13 protein-coding genes are annotated in these 14,393 nt (G+C 66.9%); 5 read left to right on the forward strand and 8 right to left on the reverse strand.

All coding sequences use genetic code 11. The annotated features are described in order from the left end of the window. Positions 1–329 precede the first annotated feature (329 nt). Entirely contained in the window at positions 330–1,613 is a 1,284-nt protein-coding gene (locus AC07WJ_RS31510) for an O-acetylhomoserine aminocarboxypropyltransferase (RefSeq protein ID WP_494938674.1), read from the forward strand. A 288-nt stretch (positions 1,614–1,901) separates the two neighbouring features. On the opposite strand, the gene AC07WJ_RS31515 is transcribed toward AC07WJ_RS31510, so the two are convergent. Beyond that, positions 1,902–2,987, reverse strand: coding sequence for a COX15/CtaA family protein (locus AC07WJ_RS31515; protein ID WP_494938675.1), 1,086 nt, complete (start codon positions 2,985–2,987; stop codon positions 1,902–1,904). Between the two features lie 94 nt (positions 2,988–3,081). Here AC07WJ_RS31515 and AC07WJ_RS31520 point away from each other — a divergent pair, with 94 nt between their 5' ends. Together AC07WJ_RS31520 and panC are read left to right on the forward strand one after the other, a co-directional pair. Further along, positions 3,082–3,303: a DUF2842 domain-containing protein gene (locus tag AC07WJ_RS31520; protein WP_494938676.1), complete on the forward strand. Its 222-nt coding sequence runs from the start codon at positions 3,082–3,084 to the stop codon at positions 3,301–3,303. 28 nt (positions 3,304–3,331) lie between these two features. Next, positions 3,332–4,180 (forward strand): pantoate--beta-alanine ligase, encoded by an 849-nt coding sequence (gene panC, locus AC07WJ_RS31525; RefSeq protein WP_494938677.1) that lies wholly within the window; start codon positions 3,332–3,334, stop codon positions 4,178–4,180. Between the two features lie 310 nt (positions 4,181–4,490). Here the strand turns inward: panC and AC07WJ_RS31530 are convergent, their stop codons facing one another. Genes AC07WJ_RS31530 through AC07WJ_RS31540 form a run of 3 tightly spaced genes read right to left on the reverse strand, consistent with a single transcriptional unit; the run spans position 4,491 to position 7,367 of the window. Continuing rightward, positions 4,491–4,904 carry a DUF1489 family protein gene (locus tag AC07WJ_RS31530; protein ID WP_494938678.1) on the reverse strand — a complete coding sequence of 138 codons (414 nt, stop codon included), beginning with the start codon at positions 4,902–4,904 and terminating at the stop codon, positions 4,491–4,493. A 58-nt stretch (positions 4,905–4,962) separates the two neighbouring features. Continuing rightward, positions 4,963–5,349: a hypothetical protein gene (locus AC07WJ_RS31535; RefSeq protein WP_494938679.1), complete on the reverse strand. Its 387-nt coding sequence runs from the start codon at positions 5,347–5,349 to the stop codon at positions 4,963–4,965. Further along, positions 5,346–7,367, reverse strand: coding sequence for an acetyl/propionyl/methylcrotonyl-CoA carboxylase subunit alpha (locus tag AC07WJ_RS31540; RefSeq protein WP_494938680.1), 2,022 nt, complete (start codon positions 7,365–7,367; stop codon positions 5,346–5,348). Before AC07WJ_RS31540 ends, AC07WJ_RS31535 begins: the two co-directional genes overlap by 4 nt. Positions 7,368–7,540: 173 nt before the next feature. Here AC07WJ_RS31540 and AC07WJ_RS31545 point away from each other — a divergent pair, with 173 nt between their 5' ends. Beyond that, positions 7,541–8,938, forward strand: coding sequence for an amidase (locus AC07WJ_RS31545; protein WP_494938681.1), 1,398 nt, complete (start codon positions 7,541–7,543; stop codon positions 8,936–8,938). A gap of 320 nt (positions 8,939–9,258) precedes the next feature. On the opposite strand, the gene AC07WJ_RS31550 is transcribed toward AC07WJ_RS31545, so the two are convergent. The 4 genes from AC07WJ_RS31550 to AC07WJ_RS31565 form a co-directional block, all read right to left on the reverse strand. Next, positions 9,259–10,866, reverse strand: a complete 1,608-nt coding sequence (locus tag AC07WJ_RS31550; RefSeq protein ID WP_494938682.1) for a carboxyl transferase domain-containing protein — start codon at positions 10,864–10,866, stop codon at positions 9,259–9,261. Between the two features lie 92 nt (positions 10,867–10,958). After that, a complete protein-coding gene (locus AC07WJ_RS31555; RefSeq protein WP_494938683.1) occupies positions 10,959–11,729 on the reverse strand; it encodes a molybdate ABC transporter substrate-binding protein in 771 nt (256 codons plus the stop codon). 115 nt (positions 11,730–11,844) lie between these two features. Beyond that, positions 11,845–12,495, reverse strand: coding sequence for a glutathione S-transferase family protein (locus tag AC07WJ_RS31560; RefSeq protein ID WP_494938684.1), 651 nt, complete (start codon positions 12,493–12,495; stop codon positions 11,845–11,847). Between the two features lie 107 nt (positions 12,496–12,602). Beyond that, positions 12,603–13,010 (reverse strand): rhodanese-like domain-containing protein, encoded by a 408-nt coding sequence (locus AC07WJ_RS31565; protein WP_494938685.1) that lies wholly within the window; start codon positions 13,008–13,010, stop codon positions 12,603–12,605. A 394-nt stretch (positions 13,011–13,404) separates the two neighbouring features. Here AC07WJ_RS31565 and AC07WJ_RS31570 point away from each other — a divergent pair, with 394 nt between their 5' ends. After that, a complete protein-coding gene (locus AC07WJ_RS31570) occupies positions 13,405–14,082 on the forward strand; it encodes a DUF599 domain-containing protein (RefSeq protein ID WP_494938686.1) in 678 nt (225 codons plus the stop codon). Positions 14,083–14,393 lie beyond the last annotated feature (311 nt).

Consider the following 14,393-nt stretch of genomic DNA (forward strand, 5'->3'; position numbering starts at 1 on the left):
AGCGAGGGGAAGGGGATCCAGGGGTTGCAGAGCAGATACCGCAATGCCGCGAAATCACCGGGACGGGATCACCCGCGGATAGATTTCATGCGCTGCGAGCGTAACCTGTCGACCCTGGATCCCCTTCCCCTCGCTTCGCTCGGCTGGGGATGACGTAGCGCCTTTCGCGGCCAAGGGGAGGCCCGAAGCACAACCCCGTGCTCATCCCCCCTTTCATGACGACCGGCTCGCCCTGACTTGACGTCACGACACCCCGCTCGATAACCCCAACGAGACCCATCAATCGTCATTCGCGCCATATCCAAGGTCGCGAACTCAAGGAGGAAACCATGTCCGACCGTATTCCCGGCTTCTCGACCTTGGCCGTCCATGCCGGCGCCCAGCCGGATCCGACCACCGGCGCCCGGGCGACCCCGATCTACCAGACCACGTCCTTCGTCTTCGACGACGTCGACCATGCCGCTTCGCTGTTCGGCCTGCAGGCCTTCGGCAATATCTATACGCGCATCGGCAACCCGACCAACGCGGTGCTGGAAGAGCGGGTCGCGGCGCTCGAGGGCGGCACCGCCGCGCTGGCGGTCGCCTCGGGCCATGCCGCCGAATTCCTGGTCATGCATGCGCTGCTGCAGCCCGGCGACGATTTCGTCGCCTCCAAGAAGCTCTATGGCGGCTCGATCAACCAGTTCAACCATTCCTACAAGAATTTCGGCTGGAACGTGATCTGGGCCGACCAGGACGACCTCGCCGCCTTCGAAGCGGCGATCACCCCGAAGACCAAGGCGATCTTCATCGAAAGCATCGCCAATCCGGCCGGCAACATCACCGACATCGCCGCCATCTCGGCCATCGCCCGCAAGGCCGGCGTGCCGCTGATCGTCGACAATACGCTGGCCTCGCCCTACCTGATCCGGCCGTTCGAGCATGGCGCCGACATCATCGTCCATTCCGCCACCAAGTTCCTCGGCGGCCACGGCAATTCCATTGGCGGCCTGATCGTCGACGGCGGCAGCTTCGACTGGTCGAAGGGCGGCCGCTATCCCATGCTGTCGTCGCCGCGCCCGGAATATGGCGGCATCGTCCTGCACGAGACCTTCGGCAATTTCGCCTTCGCCATTGCCTGCCGGGTGCTCGGCCTGCGCGATCTCGGCCCTGCTTTGTCGCCGTTCAACGCCTTCATGATCCTGACCGGCATCGAAACCTTGCCGCTGCGCATGGACAAGCATTGCCAGAACGCCCTGAAGATCGCCGACTGGCTGTCCAAGCACCCGAAGATCGCCTGGGTCAGCTATCCCGGCCTGCCGAGCGACAAGCAGCACGGGCTCGCCCAGAAATATTGCCCGCGCGGCGCCGGCGCGGTGTTCACCTTCGGCCTGAAGGGCGGCTTCGAGGCCGGCGTCAAGCTGGTCTCCGAGGTCAAGCTGTTTTCGCACCTCGCCAATGTCGGCGACACCCGTTCGCTGATCATTCACCCGGCGTCGACCACCCACAAGCAATTGTCGGATGACCAGAAGACCCAGGCCGGCGCCGGCCCGGAGGTCGTGCGCCTGTCTGTTGGCATCGAGGACGCCGCCGACATCATCGCCGATCTTGAGGAATCGCTGCGCGCGGTTTGATCGGGGAGAAGCACGGGGCGGTGGCCAGCTGGAACGGTTGGCCATCCGCCCCGAGCCCAATGTCGCACTTGAACCTCTACGTCACCCCCGGCCGAGGCGAAGCCGAGGGGAAGGGGGTCCAGGGCGGCCTCGTCGGCTCTTGCCGTGCATATCGGCGAGTTGGTTTCGCTGGGGCGAGGTCGTGCTCAGCAACTCCTGGCCCCCCTTCCCTCGCCTCCGCAGAAGCAAGAGCTTCTGCTCCGGCTCGCCGGGGGTGACGTATGTAGTTCCCGCCGATGTAACTCCGAGTTAGACGGCCGAAAGAACCTGCGCCGCAGGCTGCTCCGGCATCCGCGGTGCCCGCGTCAGCCCATGCACATGGCCGACGACATGGCCGAGCACCAGGACCGCGAAAGCCTGGTGCAGGAGGCCGGCCCAGAGCGGCACCACCAGCATCAGCGTGGTGATGCCGATCACCGCCTGGGCCGTGACCAGGCCGAGCAGCACCACCGCGCTCTTGGCGAAACCCGTGCCGCGGGCGCTCAGCATGTGCCAGATCGCCAGCGCGAAAAGCGCATAGGCGCCGAGCCGGTGGTTGAATTGGGTCAAGGCCAGTGAGTCGACGAAGGCCTCGAGCGTGCTCGGCTTGTCGAACAGCTGGTCGAGCGGCGGCACCAGCGCGCCGTCCATCAGCGGCCAGTCGTTGAAACGCATGCCGGCGTCATTGCCGGCGACCAGCGCGCCCAGCATGATCTGCACGAACAGCAGCGCCAGGATCGCGATGCCGCCGGCGCGCAGCTTCGGCGCGACCGGGCCCCGCTCACGCTGGGGACCAAGCCCCAGCGCCACCCAGATCAGCAGCGCGAAGATCAGGCAGGCGAGGGTGAGGTGGAACATCAGCTTCAGCGGCGCCACCGCCACCATCCCGGCATTGAGCCCGGAGGCCACCATGATCCAGCCGACCAGGCCCTGCAGGCCGATCATCAGGCCGATGCCGAAGGTGACCGCGGCGAGCCGCCCCTTGAGCCACCCCTTGGCGACGAAGAACAGCCAGGGCAGCAGCATGGCGGCCCCGATCACCCGGCCGAGCAACCGGTGCGCCCATTCCCACCAGTAGATGAACTGGAAATCGCTCAAGCTCATGCCGCGATTGATCGCGTCATATTGCGGGCTCGCCTGGTATTTGGCGAATTCGGCCAGCCACTGGTCGTGACCGAGCGGCGGGATGGCGCCCATGACCGGCCGCCATTCGGTGATCGACAGCCCGGAATCGGTCAGCCGCGTCGCGCCGCCGACCACCACCATGGCGAAGACCAGCACGGCGATCGCCAGAAGCCAGAGGCGCACCATGCGGTCATGATCGGTCGAGGCGGAAACGGGTTGGCCGGCCGGCATGCGGCGATCCCCTGGGCTTGTGATGGACGGTCAGGGAGAGATATAGACCGCGCCGGTGCCCGACAAGGCGGCATCCTGTCCTGGACCAGAACCCATGCACGTGCGCACCCGCAAGCTCATCGGCACCTTCATCCTGCTGGCCTGGGTGGTGTTCTATGCGCTGCTGATCATGGCGCTCATGTACAAGGCCGCGCGCAATTTCGGCCCGATCGGCGAGCCGGTGTTCTATGCCCTGGCCGGCATCGGCTGGATTCCGGTCGCCATGCTGGTCGTCTGGTGGATGGCGCGGCCCGGCGCCGAAGACGAAACTGCCTGAAGCCCGATTTCAGCCGAGGACGCCTGCCATGACCTCCACGATGCCGGCCATTGTCCGCACCGTCGCGGATCTCCGCGCGCTGGTCGCCCGTTTCAGGGCCAAGGGCGAAGAGGTCGCGCTGGTGCCGACCATGGGCGCCCTGCATGCCGGCCATGTCTCGCTGGTCGAGGCGGCGAAGGCCGAGGGCGCGCGCGTCATCGTGTCGATCTTCGTCAATCCGACCCAGTTCGCTCCATCAGAGGATTTCTCCAAATATCCCAGGACCTTCGAAGCCGACCTTGAAAAACTGGCGGCGATCGGCGGCGAGGCGGTCTACGCGCCGACCGTCGACGTGATGTACCCCAAGGGCTTCGCCACCAGCATCAGCCTCGAAGGCCCGGCGCTGGCCGGGCTCGACGACGTCGCCCGGCCGCACCATTTCGGCGGCGTCGCCACCATCGTCGCCAAGCTGTTCACGCAGTGCGGACCGGATATGGCGATCTTCGGCGAGAAGGATTTTCAGCAACTGGCCGTGGTCCGGCGCATGGCCGCCGATCTCGATCTCGCCGTCGATGTCCGCGGCGCGCCGACCATCCGCGAGGCCGACGGCCTCGCCATGTCCTCGCGCAATGTCTATCTGAGCCCCGAAGACCGCGCCAAGGCGCCGCTGCTGCACCGGACCATGCAGGAGGCGGCGGCCGCCATCCGCGCAGGCGTGGCGATCGAGGAAGCCATGGCGAACGGCCGTCAGGCGATCACCGCCGGTGGATTTACGCTCGACTACCTCGAATGCCGCGCCGCCGACGACCTCGGCGCACCGCGGCCCGGCACACCCTTGCGCATCCTGGTCGCGGCCCGGATCGGCGTCGTCAGGCTGATCGACAATATCGCAGTGTGATAGGGCGGTGTGATCGCTTGAATCGAAGTGTTGCGGATGAGGGAAAACCTGGCGAACGGCGGCAGAAGAATTCACTACGTCATCCCCGGCGAGCGAAGCGAGGGAAGGGGATCCAGGAGCCGCAGGGCGCCGTCCAAGACGCTGTGAAATCACCCAGAAGACAAATCAACCGCCTATGGTTTTTTGCGCTGAAAGCGCAGCCTGTCGGCCCCTGGATCCCCTTCCCTCGCTTCGCTCGCCGGGGATGACGTAGAGATATTCCGGCTGTCTTTCTGCCCGACGGCGCCTCACCCGCGACACGCGTCAATCCCTACAACAACCCCAGCTCGGCCAATTGCTTGGCCAGTTCCTGCGGCATGCCCTTGGTCACGCCGCTCGACATGTCGGGCGGGACGTCGCTCTGAGGAAAATAGCGCCAGCCCTGGAACGGGCCGCGCCGGCGCGGCTGCACCCGCACGATCACCGGCTCGAGCAGCAGGTCGCAGCGCGAAATGCCCTCGCTGTCGGTGAAGGGACGGATGCCCAAAAGCTTCTGGCGGCACAGGATCGTGCCCTTGATCACCCAATAGAGCGAACCTTCGCCAATCAGCTCGTCATGACGCTTGGGCTGCATGCGCGTGGTGTGGACCTGTTCGCCATAGGTCTTCATGCGCCGGTCGACCCATTCCTGCAGGTCCTCGACCGATTCCGCGCCGACGCAGAGCTTGATGAGATGCAGAGCCATGGCGCCATCCTAGCGCGAAGCAGGCGGCAGGCCCAAGGCCGGGATATCCGTCAGCCGATCAACGGTTGGGGATAAATGGCACGGGGCGAAGCGCCAGAGCCATGCACAGATTGGTGCGCCAGACCGGGCCATCGCGCACCGCGGCGAGCACCACCCGCTGCGCCACCCGGAAATCGACGCCGCAGCTCGCCGGATTGTCGGGGGTCAGCACGGTGATGGACGTCACCGGTATGCCCTTTTCCTGGCGGCTGACATCGATCGTCGCCTGGCTCTGGCCGCGCTGCACGCGGGTGACCACCGCCACCGTGCCCTCGACCAGCACGTCGGCGCGCGCCACCACATCCTCGCGCGACCAGGGGTAACACTGGCAGGCCTCGGCCGGGCCTGTCAGCAAGGCCAGCGCCGCCACCGAGGCAGCCGCGAGCTTCACCGCGACGCCGTTCACGCGGCCTTCTCCGCCGCCGCCTCGATGGTCGCAACCGCGGCGCCCTCGCCCACCTGCTCGCCGGCCGAAACCATCACGGCGGTCACCGTGCCGTCGCTTGGCGCCACCAGCGTATGCTCCATCTTCATCGCTTCGATCACCGCGACCCGGTCGCCCTTCAAGACCTGCTGGCCCGGCTCGACCAGCACGGCGATCACCTTGCCATGCATCGGCGCCTTGACCGCGCCGCCGCCGTCGAGATGGTCGAGATCGACATCGAAGGGGTCGAACCGGCGCACCTCGGTCTGGCGGCCGTCACGGACGACGAACAGCCCGTCGCGGGTCAGGGTGAAGGCGGGGTCCGCGCTCAAGGGCACGTAGTCGTCGCGATAGGCGCTTTCGCCGCCGCCGAACACCGCACGAACATTCGGATTGGCGCCTGTTCCGCTGTTCGACGCGGGCGACACGAGATCAACCTGCACCCGTTCACCATCGACCACCAGCGGCATGCCGACCCGCCGCGCCGCGCCGAGCTGGAAGCCGTCGGTGGCGGCCCAGGGCGAGACGCCCTCGTTGGAGCGCAGCTGGTCGCGCCACTGCCGGTCGCTCCACACCCCGTCGAGCAGTTTCAGCGCGGCGAGCCGGACGGTCTCCGGATCGGCCGGGCGCGGCACGGCGCCGAGCGCCGCCAGATTACGGTCGATGAAACCGGTGTCGAAATGGCCGGAGCGGAAGCCCGGCGCCTCGGTCAGGGCCTTCAGGAAGGCCAGGTTGGTGCGCGGCCCGGCCACCACCGTTTCGCCCAGCACCGCGCCGAGCCGATCCAAGGCCTCGTCGCGGGTCTCGCCATAGGCGATCACCTTGGCGATCATCGGATCGTAGAAGGGCGAGACCTCGGCGCCCTGCTCGACGCCGGTATCGACCCGCACGCCCTCGCCGTCGCCGAAGCGCAGCGTGTGCAGGGTGCCGGTGGACGGCAGGAAGCCCTTCTCCGGATCCTCGGCATAGAGTCTCGCCTCCACGGCATGGCCGTGGATCTGCAGCTCGTCCTGCAACAGCGGCAGCCGCTCGCCCGAGGCGACGCGCAATTGCCATTCCACCAGGTCCTGGCCGGTGATCGCCTCGGTCACGGGATGTTCGACCTGCAGGCGGGTGTTCATTTCCATGAAATAGAACTTGTCGGGCTGCAGTCCGTTGGAACCGTCGGCGATGAATTCGACCGTGCCGGCACCGACATAACCGACCGCCTTGGCCGCTTCGACCGCCGCGCGGCCCATGGCCTCGCGCATGGCCGGCGGCATGTCGGGGGCCGGAGCCTCCTCGATCACCTTCTGGTGACGGCGCTGCAGCGAGCAGTCGCGCTCGAACAGATGCACCACATTGCCCAAGGTGTCGCCGAACACCTGGATCTCGATATGGCGTGGCGACTGCACATATTTCTCGATCAGCACGCGCGGATCGCCGAAGGAGCTCGCCGCCTCGCGCTGAGCGGAGGCCAGCGCCTCGTCGAAATCGACGAGCTTCTCGACCTTCTTCATGCCTTTGCCGCCGCCGCCGGCGACCGCCTTGATCAGCACGGGATAGCCGATCTCATAGGCTTTCTCTTTGAGGAATTTCGGGTCCTGCATGGCGCCGTGATAACCCGGCACGACCGGCACGCCGGCCTTCTGCATCAGCGTCTTGGCACCGTCCTTCAGACCCATGGCGCGGATCGCGCTGGCCGGCGGGCCGATGAAGACGATCCCGGCCTCGGTGCAGGCATCGGCGAATTCGGCACGCTCCGACAGGAAGCCGTAACCCGGATGGATCGACTGGGCGCCGGACTGCTTGGCCGCCTGGATGATCTTGTCGATCACCAGATAGCTGTCGCGCGCCGGCGCCGGACCGATCGGATAGGCCTCATCCGCCATGCGCACGTGCAGTGCCCCGGCATCGGCGTCCGAATAGACCGCGATCGTGCGCAAACCCAGCCGCCGTGCCGTCTTGATGACGCGGACGGCGATTTCGCCGCGATTGGCGATGAGCACGGAAGACAGCATATCGGGAACCTCGAACCGGCACTGATTTGACCGTCGAATTTAACGGTTCTGGCGGCGAAGGCCAGCGCTCCGAACGGCCGGGGAGACGATGCCGCATGGCTTGCCCGCGAGCCCGTGGCCTTGCCGAGCGGGCCGGCGCCGGAGGATGCTGCGCCATCGTTCCGGAGCCATCCATGACTGCCCTGCCTGATATGTCGACCGCCGAGCTTGCCAAGGCCTATCGCGCCAAGACCCTGTCGCCGGTGGAGGTGACCAAGGCGGTGCTCGAACGCATCGCGGCCTGCGAGCCGAAGATCAACGCCATGTACATCGTCTCGGCCGATCAGGCGCTGGCGGCGGCCAAGGCCGCCGAGAGGCGCTTCGCCAGGGCTGAGCCGCTCTCGGCCATCGACGGCGTGCCGGCGACCGTGAAGGAGAACATGGCGACCGAGGGCGACCCCTGCCCGGTCGGCGTGCCGATCGCCGACATGACGCCGCGACCGGTGGATTCACCGGTGCCGGCGCGCCTGCGCGAGGCCGGCGCCGTCATCACGGGCAAGACCACCATGCCGGATTACGGCATGCTTTCGGCCGGCCTGTCGTCGCTGCACGGCATCACCCGCAATCCCTGGAACCTCGCCAGGAACACCGCCGGCTCGTCGTCGGGCGCCGGCGCGGCGGGGGCGGCCGGCTACGGCCCGCTGCATATCGGCACCGACATCGGCGGCTCGATCCGGCTTCCCGCCGCCCATTGCGGGCTGTTCGGGCTGAAGCCTTCGCTCGGCCGGGTGCCGATCCATCCGCCCTTCCTCGGCCGCGTCGCCGGCCCGATGACCCGCACCGTCAAGGATGCGGCGCTGCTGATGACCGTGATCTCGCGGCCCGACCCGCGCGACTTCATGGACCTGCCTTACGACCCCGTCGATTACGCCAGGAAGCTCGGCGGCCTGAAGGTCAAGGGCCTGAAGATCGGGCTCTTGACCGAAATGCCGGCGGGGCTGAAGGCCGATCCGGCCATCGTCAGGGCGGTCAAGGCCGCGGCCAGGGCGCTCGCCAAGGAAGGCGCCGAGGTGGAGGAGCTGAAGGGCTACCTGACCAAGGAAATGCTCGACGGCATCTGCCGGTTCTTCGAGGCACGCTCCTATGCCGACATCGCCGACCTGCCGGAGGCGAAGAAGAAGCAGCTTTTGCCCTATATCGTGGAATGGGCGACCTGGCGGGCCAAATCCTTCACCGGCACCGACGTGATGCGCGCCTATACCGCCGTCCACGCCATGCGCGAGGCGAGCATCAAGGCGACCCAGCCCTACGACTTCGTGCTCTCGCCGGTCACCTGCCCGGTCAGCTACGCGGCGGAAGCCCATTCGCCGACCGACGACCCGCATACCGCGCTGGAGCACATCCCCTTCACGGTTGCCTCCAACATGAGCGAGCAGCCGGCGGCCAGCGTCAACTGGACCTTCCACAGCGACGGCATGCCTGTTGGCGTCCAGGTCATCGGCCGGCGCTTCGACGATTACGGCGTGCTGCGATTGAGCCGCGTGCTCGAGAAGCTCCGGCCGAAGCAGAAGGCCTGGCCGGTGCTGGGGTGAAAGGCCAGGAGCGGGCCGTGACGAATGCGCCGGCCTCGCCGGCGCATCGGTTGGCCGGTCTTCGAGGCTCGCGACGGAACCACCACCTCACCTCTCCCCGGCGGGGAGAGGTCGACTGCGAGCGTAGCGAGTTGTCGGGAGAGGGGGCGTGGCGCTTGACGATGAAGCGCCATGCGAAACGGTCAAGGCCTTGTTCTAAATGCTCAATTCCCCCTCTCCCGGCCTTCGGCCGACCTCTCCCCGCCGGGGAGAGGTGAGGGCTGTGGTTCGCGCGCACGCCTCGAAGGGTCACTGCGCGATGCGCGCGCCCTCCCCCCGCCTCACATCCTGAACACGCCGAATTTCGTCTCCGGCACCGGCGCGTTGAGCGCGGCGCTGAAGGCCAGTCCCAGCACGCGGCGGGTCTCGCTCGGCGTGATGATGCCGTCGTCCCAGAGCCTGGCGGTGGCGTAATAGGGATGGCCCTCGGCCTCGTAATTCGCCCGGATCGGCGCCTTGAACTCCTCTTCCTCCTCGGCGCTCCAGGCCTTGCCCTCGGCCTCGAAATTCTCGCGCTTGACGGTGGCGAGCACGCTCGCCGCCTGCTCGCCGCCCATCACCGAGATGCGTGAATTCGGCCAGGTGAATAGGAAGCGCGGCGAATAGGCCCGGCCGCACATGCCGTAATTGCCGGCGCCATAGCTGCCGCCGACCAGCATGGTGATCTTCGGCACCTGGGCGCAGGCGACCGCGGTGACGAATTTGGCGCCGTCCTTGGCGATGCCGCCGGCCTCGAACTGGCGGCCGACCATGAAGCCGGTGATGTTCTGCAGGAACAGCAGGGGAATGCGGCGCTGGCAGCACAATTCGATGAAATGCGCGCCCTTGACCGCGCTTTCCGAGAACAGGATGCCGTTATTGCCGATAATGCCGACCGGCATGCCGTGAATATGGGCAAAACCGGTCACCAGCGTCTGGCCGTAAAGCGCCTTGAACTCGTCGAATTCCGAGCCATCGACGAGCCGCGCGATCACCTCGCGAATGTCGTACTGGGTCTTCAGGTTGGTCGGGACCAGCGCCTCGAGCTCGGCGGGGTCATAGAGCGGTTCGCGCGGATCGGTCAGCGCGATGTCGATAGTCTTGCGGCTGTTCAGATTGGAGACGATCCGGCGTGCGATGGCGAGCGCATGGGTGTCGTCGACGGCATAGTGGTCGGCGACGCCCGAGAGCCGGGCATGAACGTCGGCGCCGCCGAGATCCTCGGCCGAGACGATCTCGCCGGTCGCGGCGCGCACCAGCGGCGGACCGCCGAGGAAGATGGTGCCCTGCTTGCGCACGATCACGGTTTCGTCCGACATGGCCGGCACATAGGCGCCGCCGGCGGTGCAGGAGCCCATGACGACGGCGATCTGCGGAATGCCCTGGGCCGACAGATTGGCCTGGTTGAAGAAGATGCGGCCGAAATGCTCGCGATCGGGGAAGACCTCGGTCTGGTGCGGCAGGTTGGCGCCGCCGGAATCGACCAGATAGACGCAGGGCAGCCGGTTCTCGCGCGCGATCTCCTGGGCGCGCAGGTGCTTCTTCACCGTCATCGGATAATAGGTGCCGCCCTTGATCGTCGAATCGTTGCAGACGATCATCACCTCGCGGCCCTCGACCCGGCCGATGCCGGTGATCAGGCCGGCGCCGTGGATCTTGTCGTGATAGAGGCCGTTGGCGGCCAGCTGCGACAGCTCCAGGAAGGGCGAGCCGGCATCGAGCAGGCTCATCACCCGGTCGCGCGGCAAGAGCTTGCCGCGATCGAGATGGCGCTGGCGCGTCTTGGCATTGCCGCCGAGACCGGCCTCCGCGCGCTTCTCCTTCAGGTCGGCGATGATCGCTCCCCAGGCCTCGGCATTGGCCTTGGCATCGGGACTTGCAGGGTTGAACGAGGATTTCAGGACGGCCAAGGCTGAGGGCTCCGGCTGAGGCTGTGGGGCCGTCCTGGTTATCCCGTCCTGATTGTCCTGTCATCCAGGCGAACGGCGGACGTGATGTCGCCTTACGGCGTCCGCGCCGGCTCCATGCCGGCTTCCATCAGCACCGGAATCGAGGCCGGACTGGTCAGGAAGATCAGGAAGGCGCGCGCCGCCTCGTCTTCCACGGGCACGGCGGCAAGACCCGCCGTGTAGGTCGTGGTGCTCTGGATCTCCGGCGGCAGCGGCCCGACCAGAGTGACGCCGCGCACGGGCAGGATTTCGCTGATCTGGTGGAACACCACCTCCGCCTCGCCATTGGCCACCAGTTCCGCGACATAACCGCCGGCTTTCAGCCGGAGCTTCGGCTTCATCGCCTCGGTGAGGCCGAGCCGCTCGATCAGCCCGGCGAAATAGATGCCGCTGGTGCCGCCCGACGCCGGATCGACATAGGCGATGGTCGAGGCCGACTTGAGCAGCCGCTCGATGGCTTCGACCGAGGAAATATCGGGGATCGGCGCGCCCTCGCGCACCCCCACCCCAATGCCGGTGCGGGCGAGATCGGTGCGCGAACCGGCCCGGATCAGGCCCTTGGCGGCCAGGGCATTGATGACGGCGGGCGTCGCCACGATGAGGTCGGCGGTCTCGCCGGCCTCGATGCGCCGCTGCACACCGCCGGCCGTGTCGCTGGTCAGCACGATATGGTGGCCGCTCATCACCTCGAACTGGGTGGCGATGGCCTGCACCACCGCCTTGCTGGCGCCGGTCGCCATGACCCTGAGTTCGGCGGCGTCGGCCTGGGCGGCCCATACGGCCGCCAAGAGAGCGAAGCCCCAGACCGCCATTCGCCGTGCCATCGCAACCTCCTGCCTCGGGGCCCGATGGAGAACCAGGCCCCGGCCATCATGGCCCGGCGCGGCGGCGGCGGAAATGGCCCCGGCGAAAATTCGCGGATCGCGTTTGCGTGAAGGCTCAGGTTATGTCGTCGTAGCGCGGCTCGTACCAGGGCTCGGCCATGGCGCCCGCAAGCCATTCCTTCCAGGCCGGCAGCGCCATCATCGCCTCCATATAGGCCCTCACCCGCGGCGGCACCGGCACAGCATAGGCATGGAAGCGGTTGACCACCGGCGCATACATGGCGTCGGCGGCGCAGAAATCGCCGTAGAGGAACTCCCCGGCCCCGCCGAAGCGATCGCGCGCCTCGATCCAGGCCTGGCAGATCCGGTCGATATTGGCGTCGACGTCCTCGTCATGCGGGATCGCCTTCGGCTGGCGCCGGAGATTCATCGGCAGGCGCGCCCGCAACGCCATGAAACCCGAATGCATCTCGCTGGAGAGCGACCGGGCATGGGCCCTGGCCGCGCGGTCGGCAGGCCAGACGCCGGCCGCGGGCAAGGTCTCGGCGAGATATTCCGCGATCGCCAGGCTGTCCCAGACGACGACCGCGCCGTCGATCAGGATCGGCACCCGGCCGGCCTGGGAATAGCGCGCGATGCGGCTCTGGGTGTCCGGCTGATAAAGCCGGATCACTTCCTCCTCGAACGGCATCGACAAGGCCTTCATCAGGATCCAGGGCCGGAACGACCAGGACGAGTAGGCTTTGTTGGCGATGACGAGTTTCATGTGCGACCCCACGACCGGTGGAGCCGCAATGATGAGCCAAGGCCGGCATCACCAATAACGCATTCGGTTGAAGGTTACGATTGATGCGGCTGATCGATGAGCCGGCGTCAGCTGCGCGGTTTGACCGCCTCGACCGCGCCTTCCGCCTTCTTCCAGGCACCGAAACCGCCCTCGATATGGGCCACCGGCTTCAGCCCCATTTTCTGCGCCGTCTGTGCCGACAGCGCCGAGCGCAGGCCGCCGGCGCAGAAGAACACGAACTTCTTGTCCTCGGCGAAAACCGGCTTGTGATAGGGGCTTTCCGGGTCGATCCAGAATTCCAGCATGCCGCGCGGGCAATGGAAGGCGCCGGGCACCTTGCCTTCGCGCTCCAGTTCGCGCGGATCGCGCAGGTCGACGAACACCACGCCATCCTGGCCGTAGAGCGCCTTGGCCTGGTCCACGGAGAGCGTCTCGATCTCGCGCTCGGCATCGGCGAGCAGCGCCTTGTATCCGGTGGTAATCGTCTGCGGCATGTCATCCTCCCTGGTCGATTTCGTCGTCGGCCTCTCCCATAGCATCGCAGGCGATTAGGGGGCGAGTAGCGAATGGCGAATGGCGAATGGGGCACGATGCGAGAAGCCGGACCAATAACTCTCGCCCGCGTCTTCGCGGGTGAGGCTGGTCGCGATACGCTCACCACGCATGATGGCCTCGCCGGACGGCGGCGCCCCTCATCCGGCGCCTCATAGCATCGAGCGAACGCGAGCTGCGTTCGCACTCGCGATGCGGCGCCACCTTCTCCGAAGGGAGAAGGTTATTCGCCTGGCCTTTCGCATCATGCCCCATTCGCGACTCGCCATTCGCCACGCCCCCCATTCGCCTCGGGCGGGGCTCGACGGCCTGCCCCCGGATGCGCTACCGATTGACATGCTCGGTCTGACGCCCCTCGACGCCTTCGCCTTTGCCTGGTTCGCGATCGCCTGGGCCGGTTATTCCTGGCTCGTCGACGTCATCGGCGCCAAGCGTGGCCTGACATCCACCATGGCGGTCTATCGCGAGCGCTGGATGCACGAAATGCTGCACCGGTCCAACCGCATCGTCGATGGCCAGATCAACATGACCCTTCAGCAGGGCACCGCCTTTTTCGCCTCCACCTCGCTGTTGGCGGTCGGCGGCGGACTGACGCTGATCGGCGCCACCGACCGGGCGGTGGAATTCGTCCAGACCTTGCCCTTCGGCTATCACCCGAGCCGCGAGCAATGGGAGGTCAAGGTCGCCGGCCTGACCATCATCTTCGTCTACGCCTTCTTCAAATTCGCCTGGGCCTACCGCCTGTTCAACTACTGCGCCATCCTGATCGGCGCGACGCCCGACGGCGACCGGCGCGGCACCGACGAGGCCATCGCCATGGCCGGCCGCGCGGCCAAGATGAACGCCATTGCGGCCGGCCATTTCAACCGCGGCCAGCGCGCCTTCTTTTTCGCGCTCGGCTATCTCGGCTGGTTCGCCGGCCCGATCGTGCTCGTGGTGACCACCGCCGCCGTCGTCTCGGTGATCTACCGGCGCCAGTTCCGCTCCGACAGCCTCGACGCCGTGCGGCTCTAGAGCATTGGCCGGCGACCCGGCGCGCACCTCCCGAGGGTCATTCACGTCTTGGCCCGGCTCGTCCCGGCCATCCACGACTGCGAACTGCTTGACCATGGACATGCAAGTCGTGGATGCCCGGGACAAGCCCGGGCAAGACGCCGTCGAAGCTGCCCGGGATGCACGGCCGCTCGCCGTGGCGCGGGTGTCGGCGAACTGCGACTTCGGTCTCACCGCGTGTGTCGTACCAGAGCCCTTTCAGCCGGCGTGACCGCTTCGCCCGGATCTGTCCACAGCGCGTAGCTTCCCTGCCCGATACCCCTGGGATGCGC

Source organism: Phreatobacter sp. GW821-FHT04C01, from assembly GCF_059420385.1.

Excerpts from the sequence above, each read along its gene's own strand:
- AC07WJ_RS31510 (WP_494938674.1), top strand. The coding sequence starts at position 330 with ATGTCCGACCGTATTCCCGGCTTCTCGACCTTGGCCGTCCATGCCGGC.
- AC07WJ_RS31515 (WP_494938675.1), bottom strand. The coding sequence starts at position 2,987 with ATGCCGGCCGGCCAACCCGTTTCCGCCTCGACCGATCATGACCGCATG.
- AC07WJ_RS31520 (WP_494938676.1), top strand. The coding sequence starts at position 3,082 with ATGCACGTGCGCACCCGCAAGCTCATCGGCACCTTCATCCTGCTGGCC.
- panC (WP_494938677.1), top strand. The coding sequence starts at position 3,332 with ATGACCTCCACGATGCCGGCCATTGTCCGCACCGTCGCGGATCTCCGC.
- AC07WJ_RS31530 (WP_494938678.1), bottom strand. The coding sequence starts at position 4,904 with ATGGCTCTGCATCTCATCAAGCTCTGCGTCGGCGCGGAATCGGTCGAG.
- AC07WJ_RS31540 (WP_494938680.1), bottom strand. The coding sequence starts at position 7,367 with ATGCTGTCTTCCGTGCTCATCGCCAATCGCGGCGAAATCGCCGTCCGC.
- AC07WJ_RS31545 (WP_494938681.1), top strand. The coding sequence starts at position 7,541 with ATGACTGCCCTGCCTGATATGTCGACCGCCGAGCTTGCCAAGGCCTAT.
- AC07WJ_RS31555 (WP_494938683.1), bottom strand. The coding sequence starts at position 11,729 with ATGGCACGGCGAATGGCGGTCTGGGGCTTCGCTCTCTTGGCGGCCGTA.
- AC07WJ_RS31560 (WP_494938684.1), bottom strand. The coding sequence starts at position 12,495 with ATGAAACTCGTCATCGCCAACAAAGCCTACTCGTCCTGGTCGTTCCGG.
- AC07WJ_RS31565 (WP_494938685.1), bottom strand. The coding sequence starts at position 13,010 with ATGCCGCAGACGATTACCACCGGATACAAGGCGCTGCTCGCCGATGCC.
- AC07WJ_RS31570 (WP_494938686.1), top strand. The coding sequence starts at position 13,405 with ATGCTCGGTCTGACGCCCCTCGACGCCTTCGCCTTTGCCTGGTTCGCG.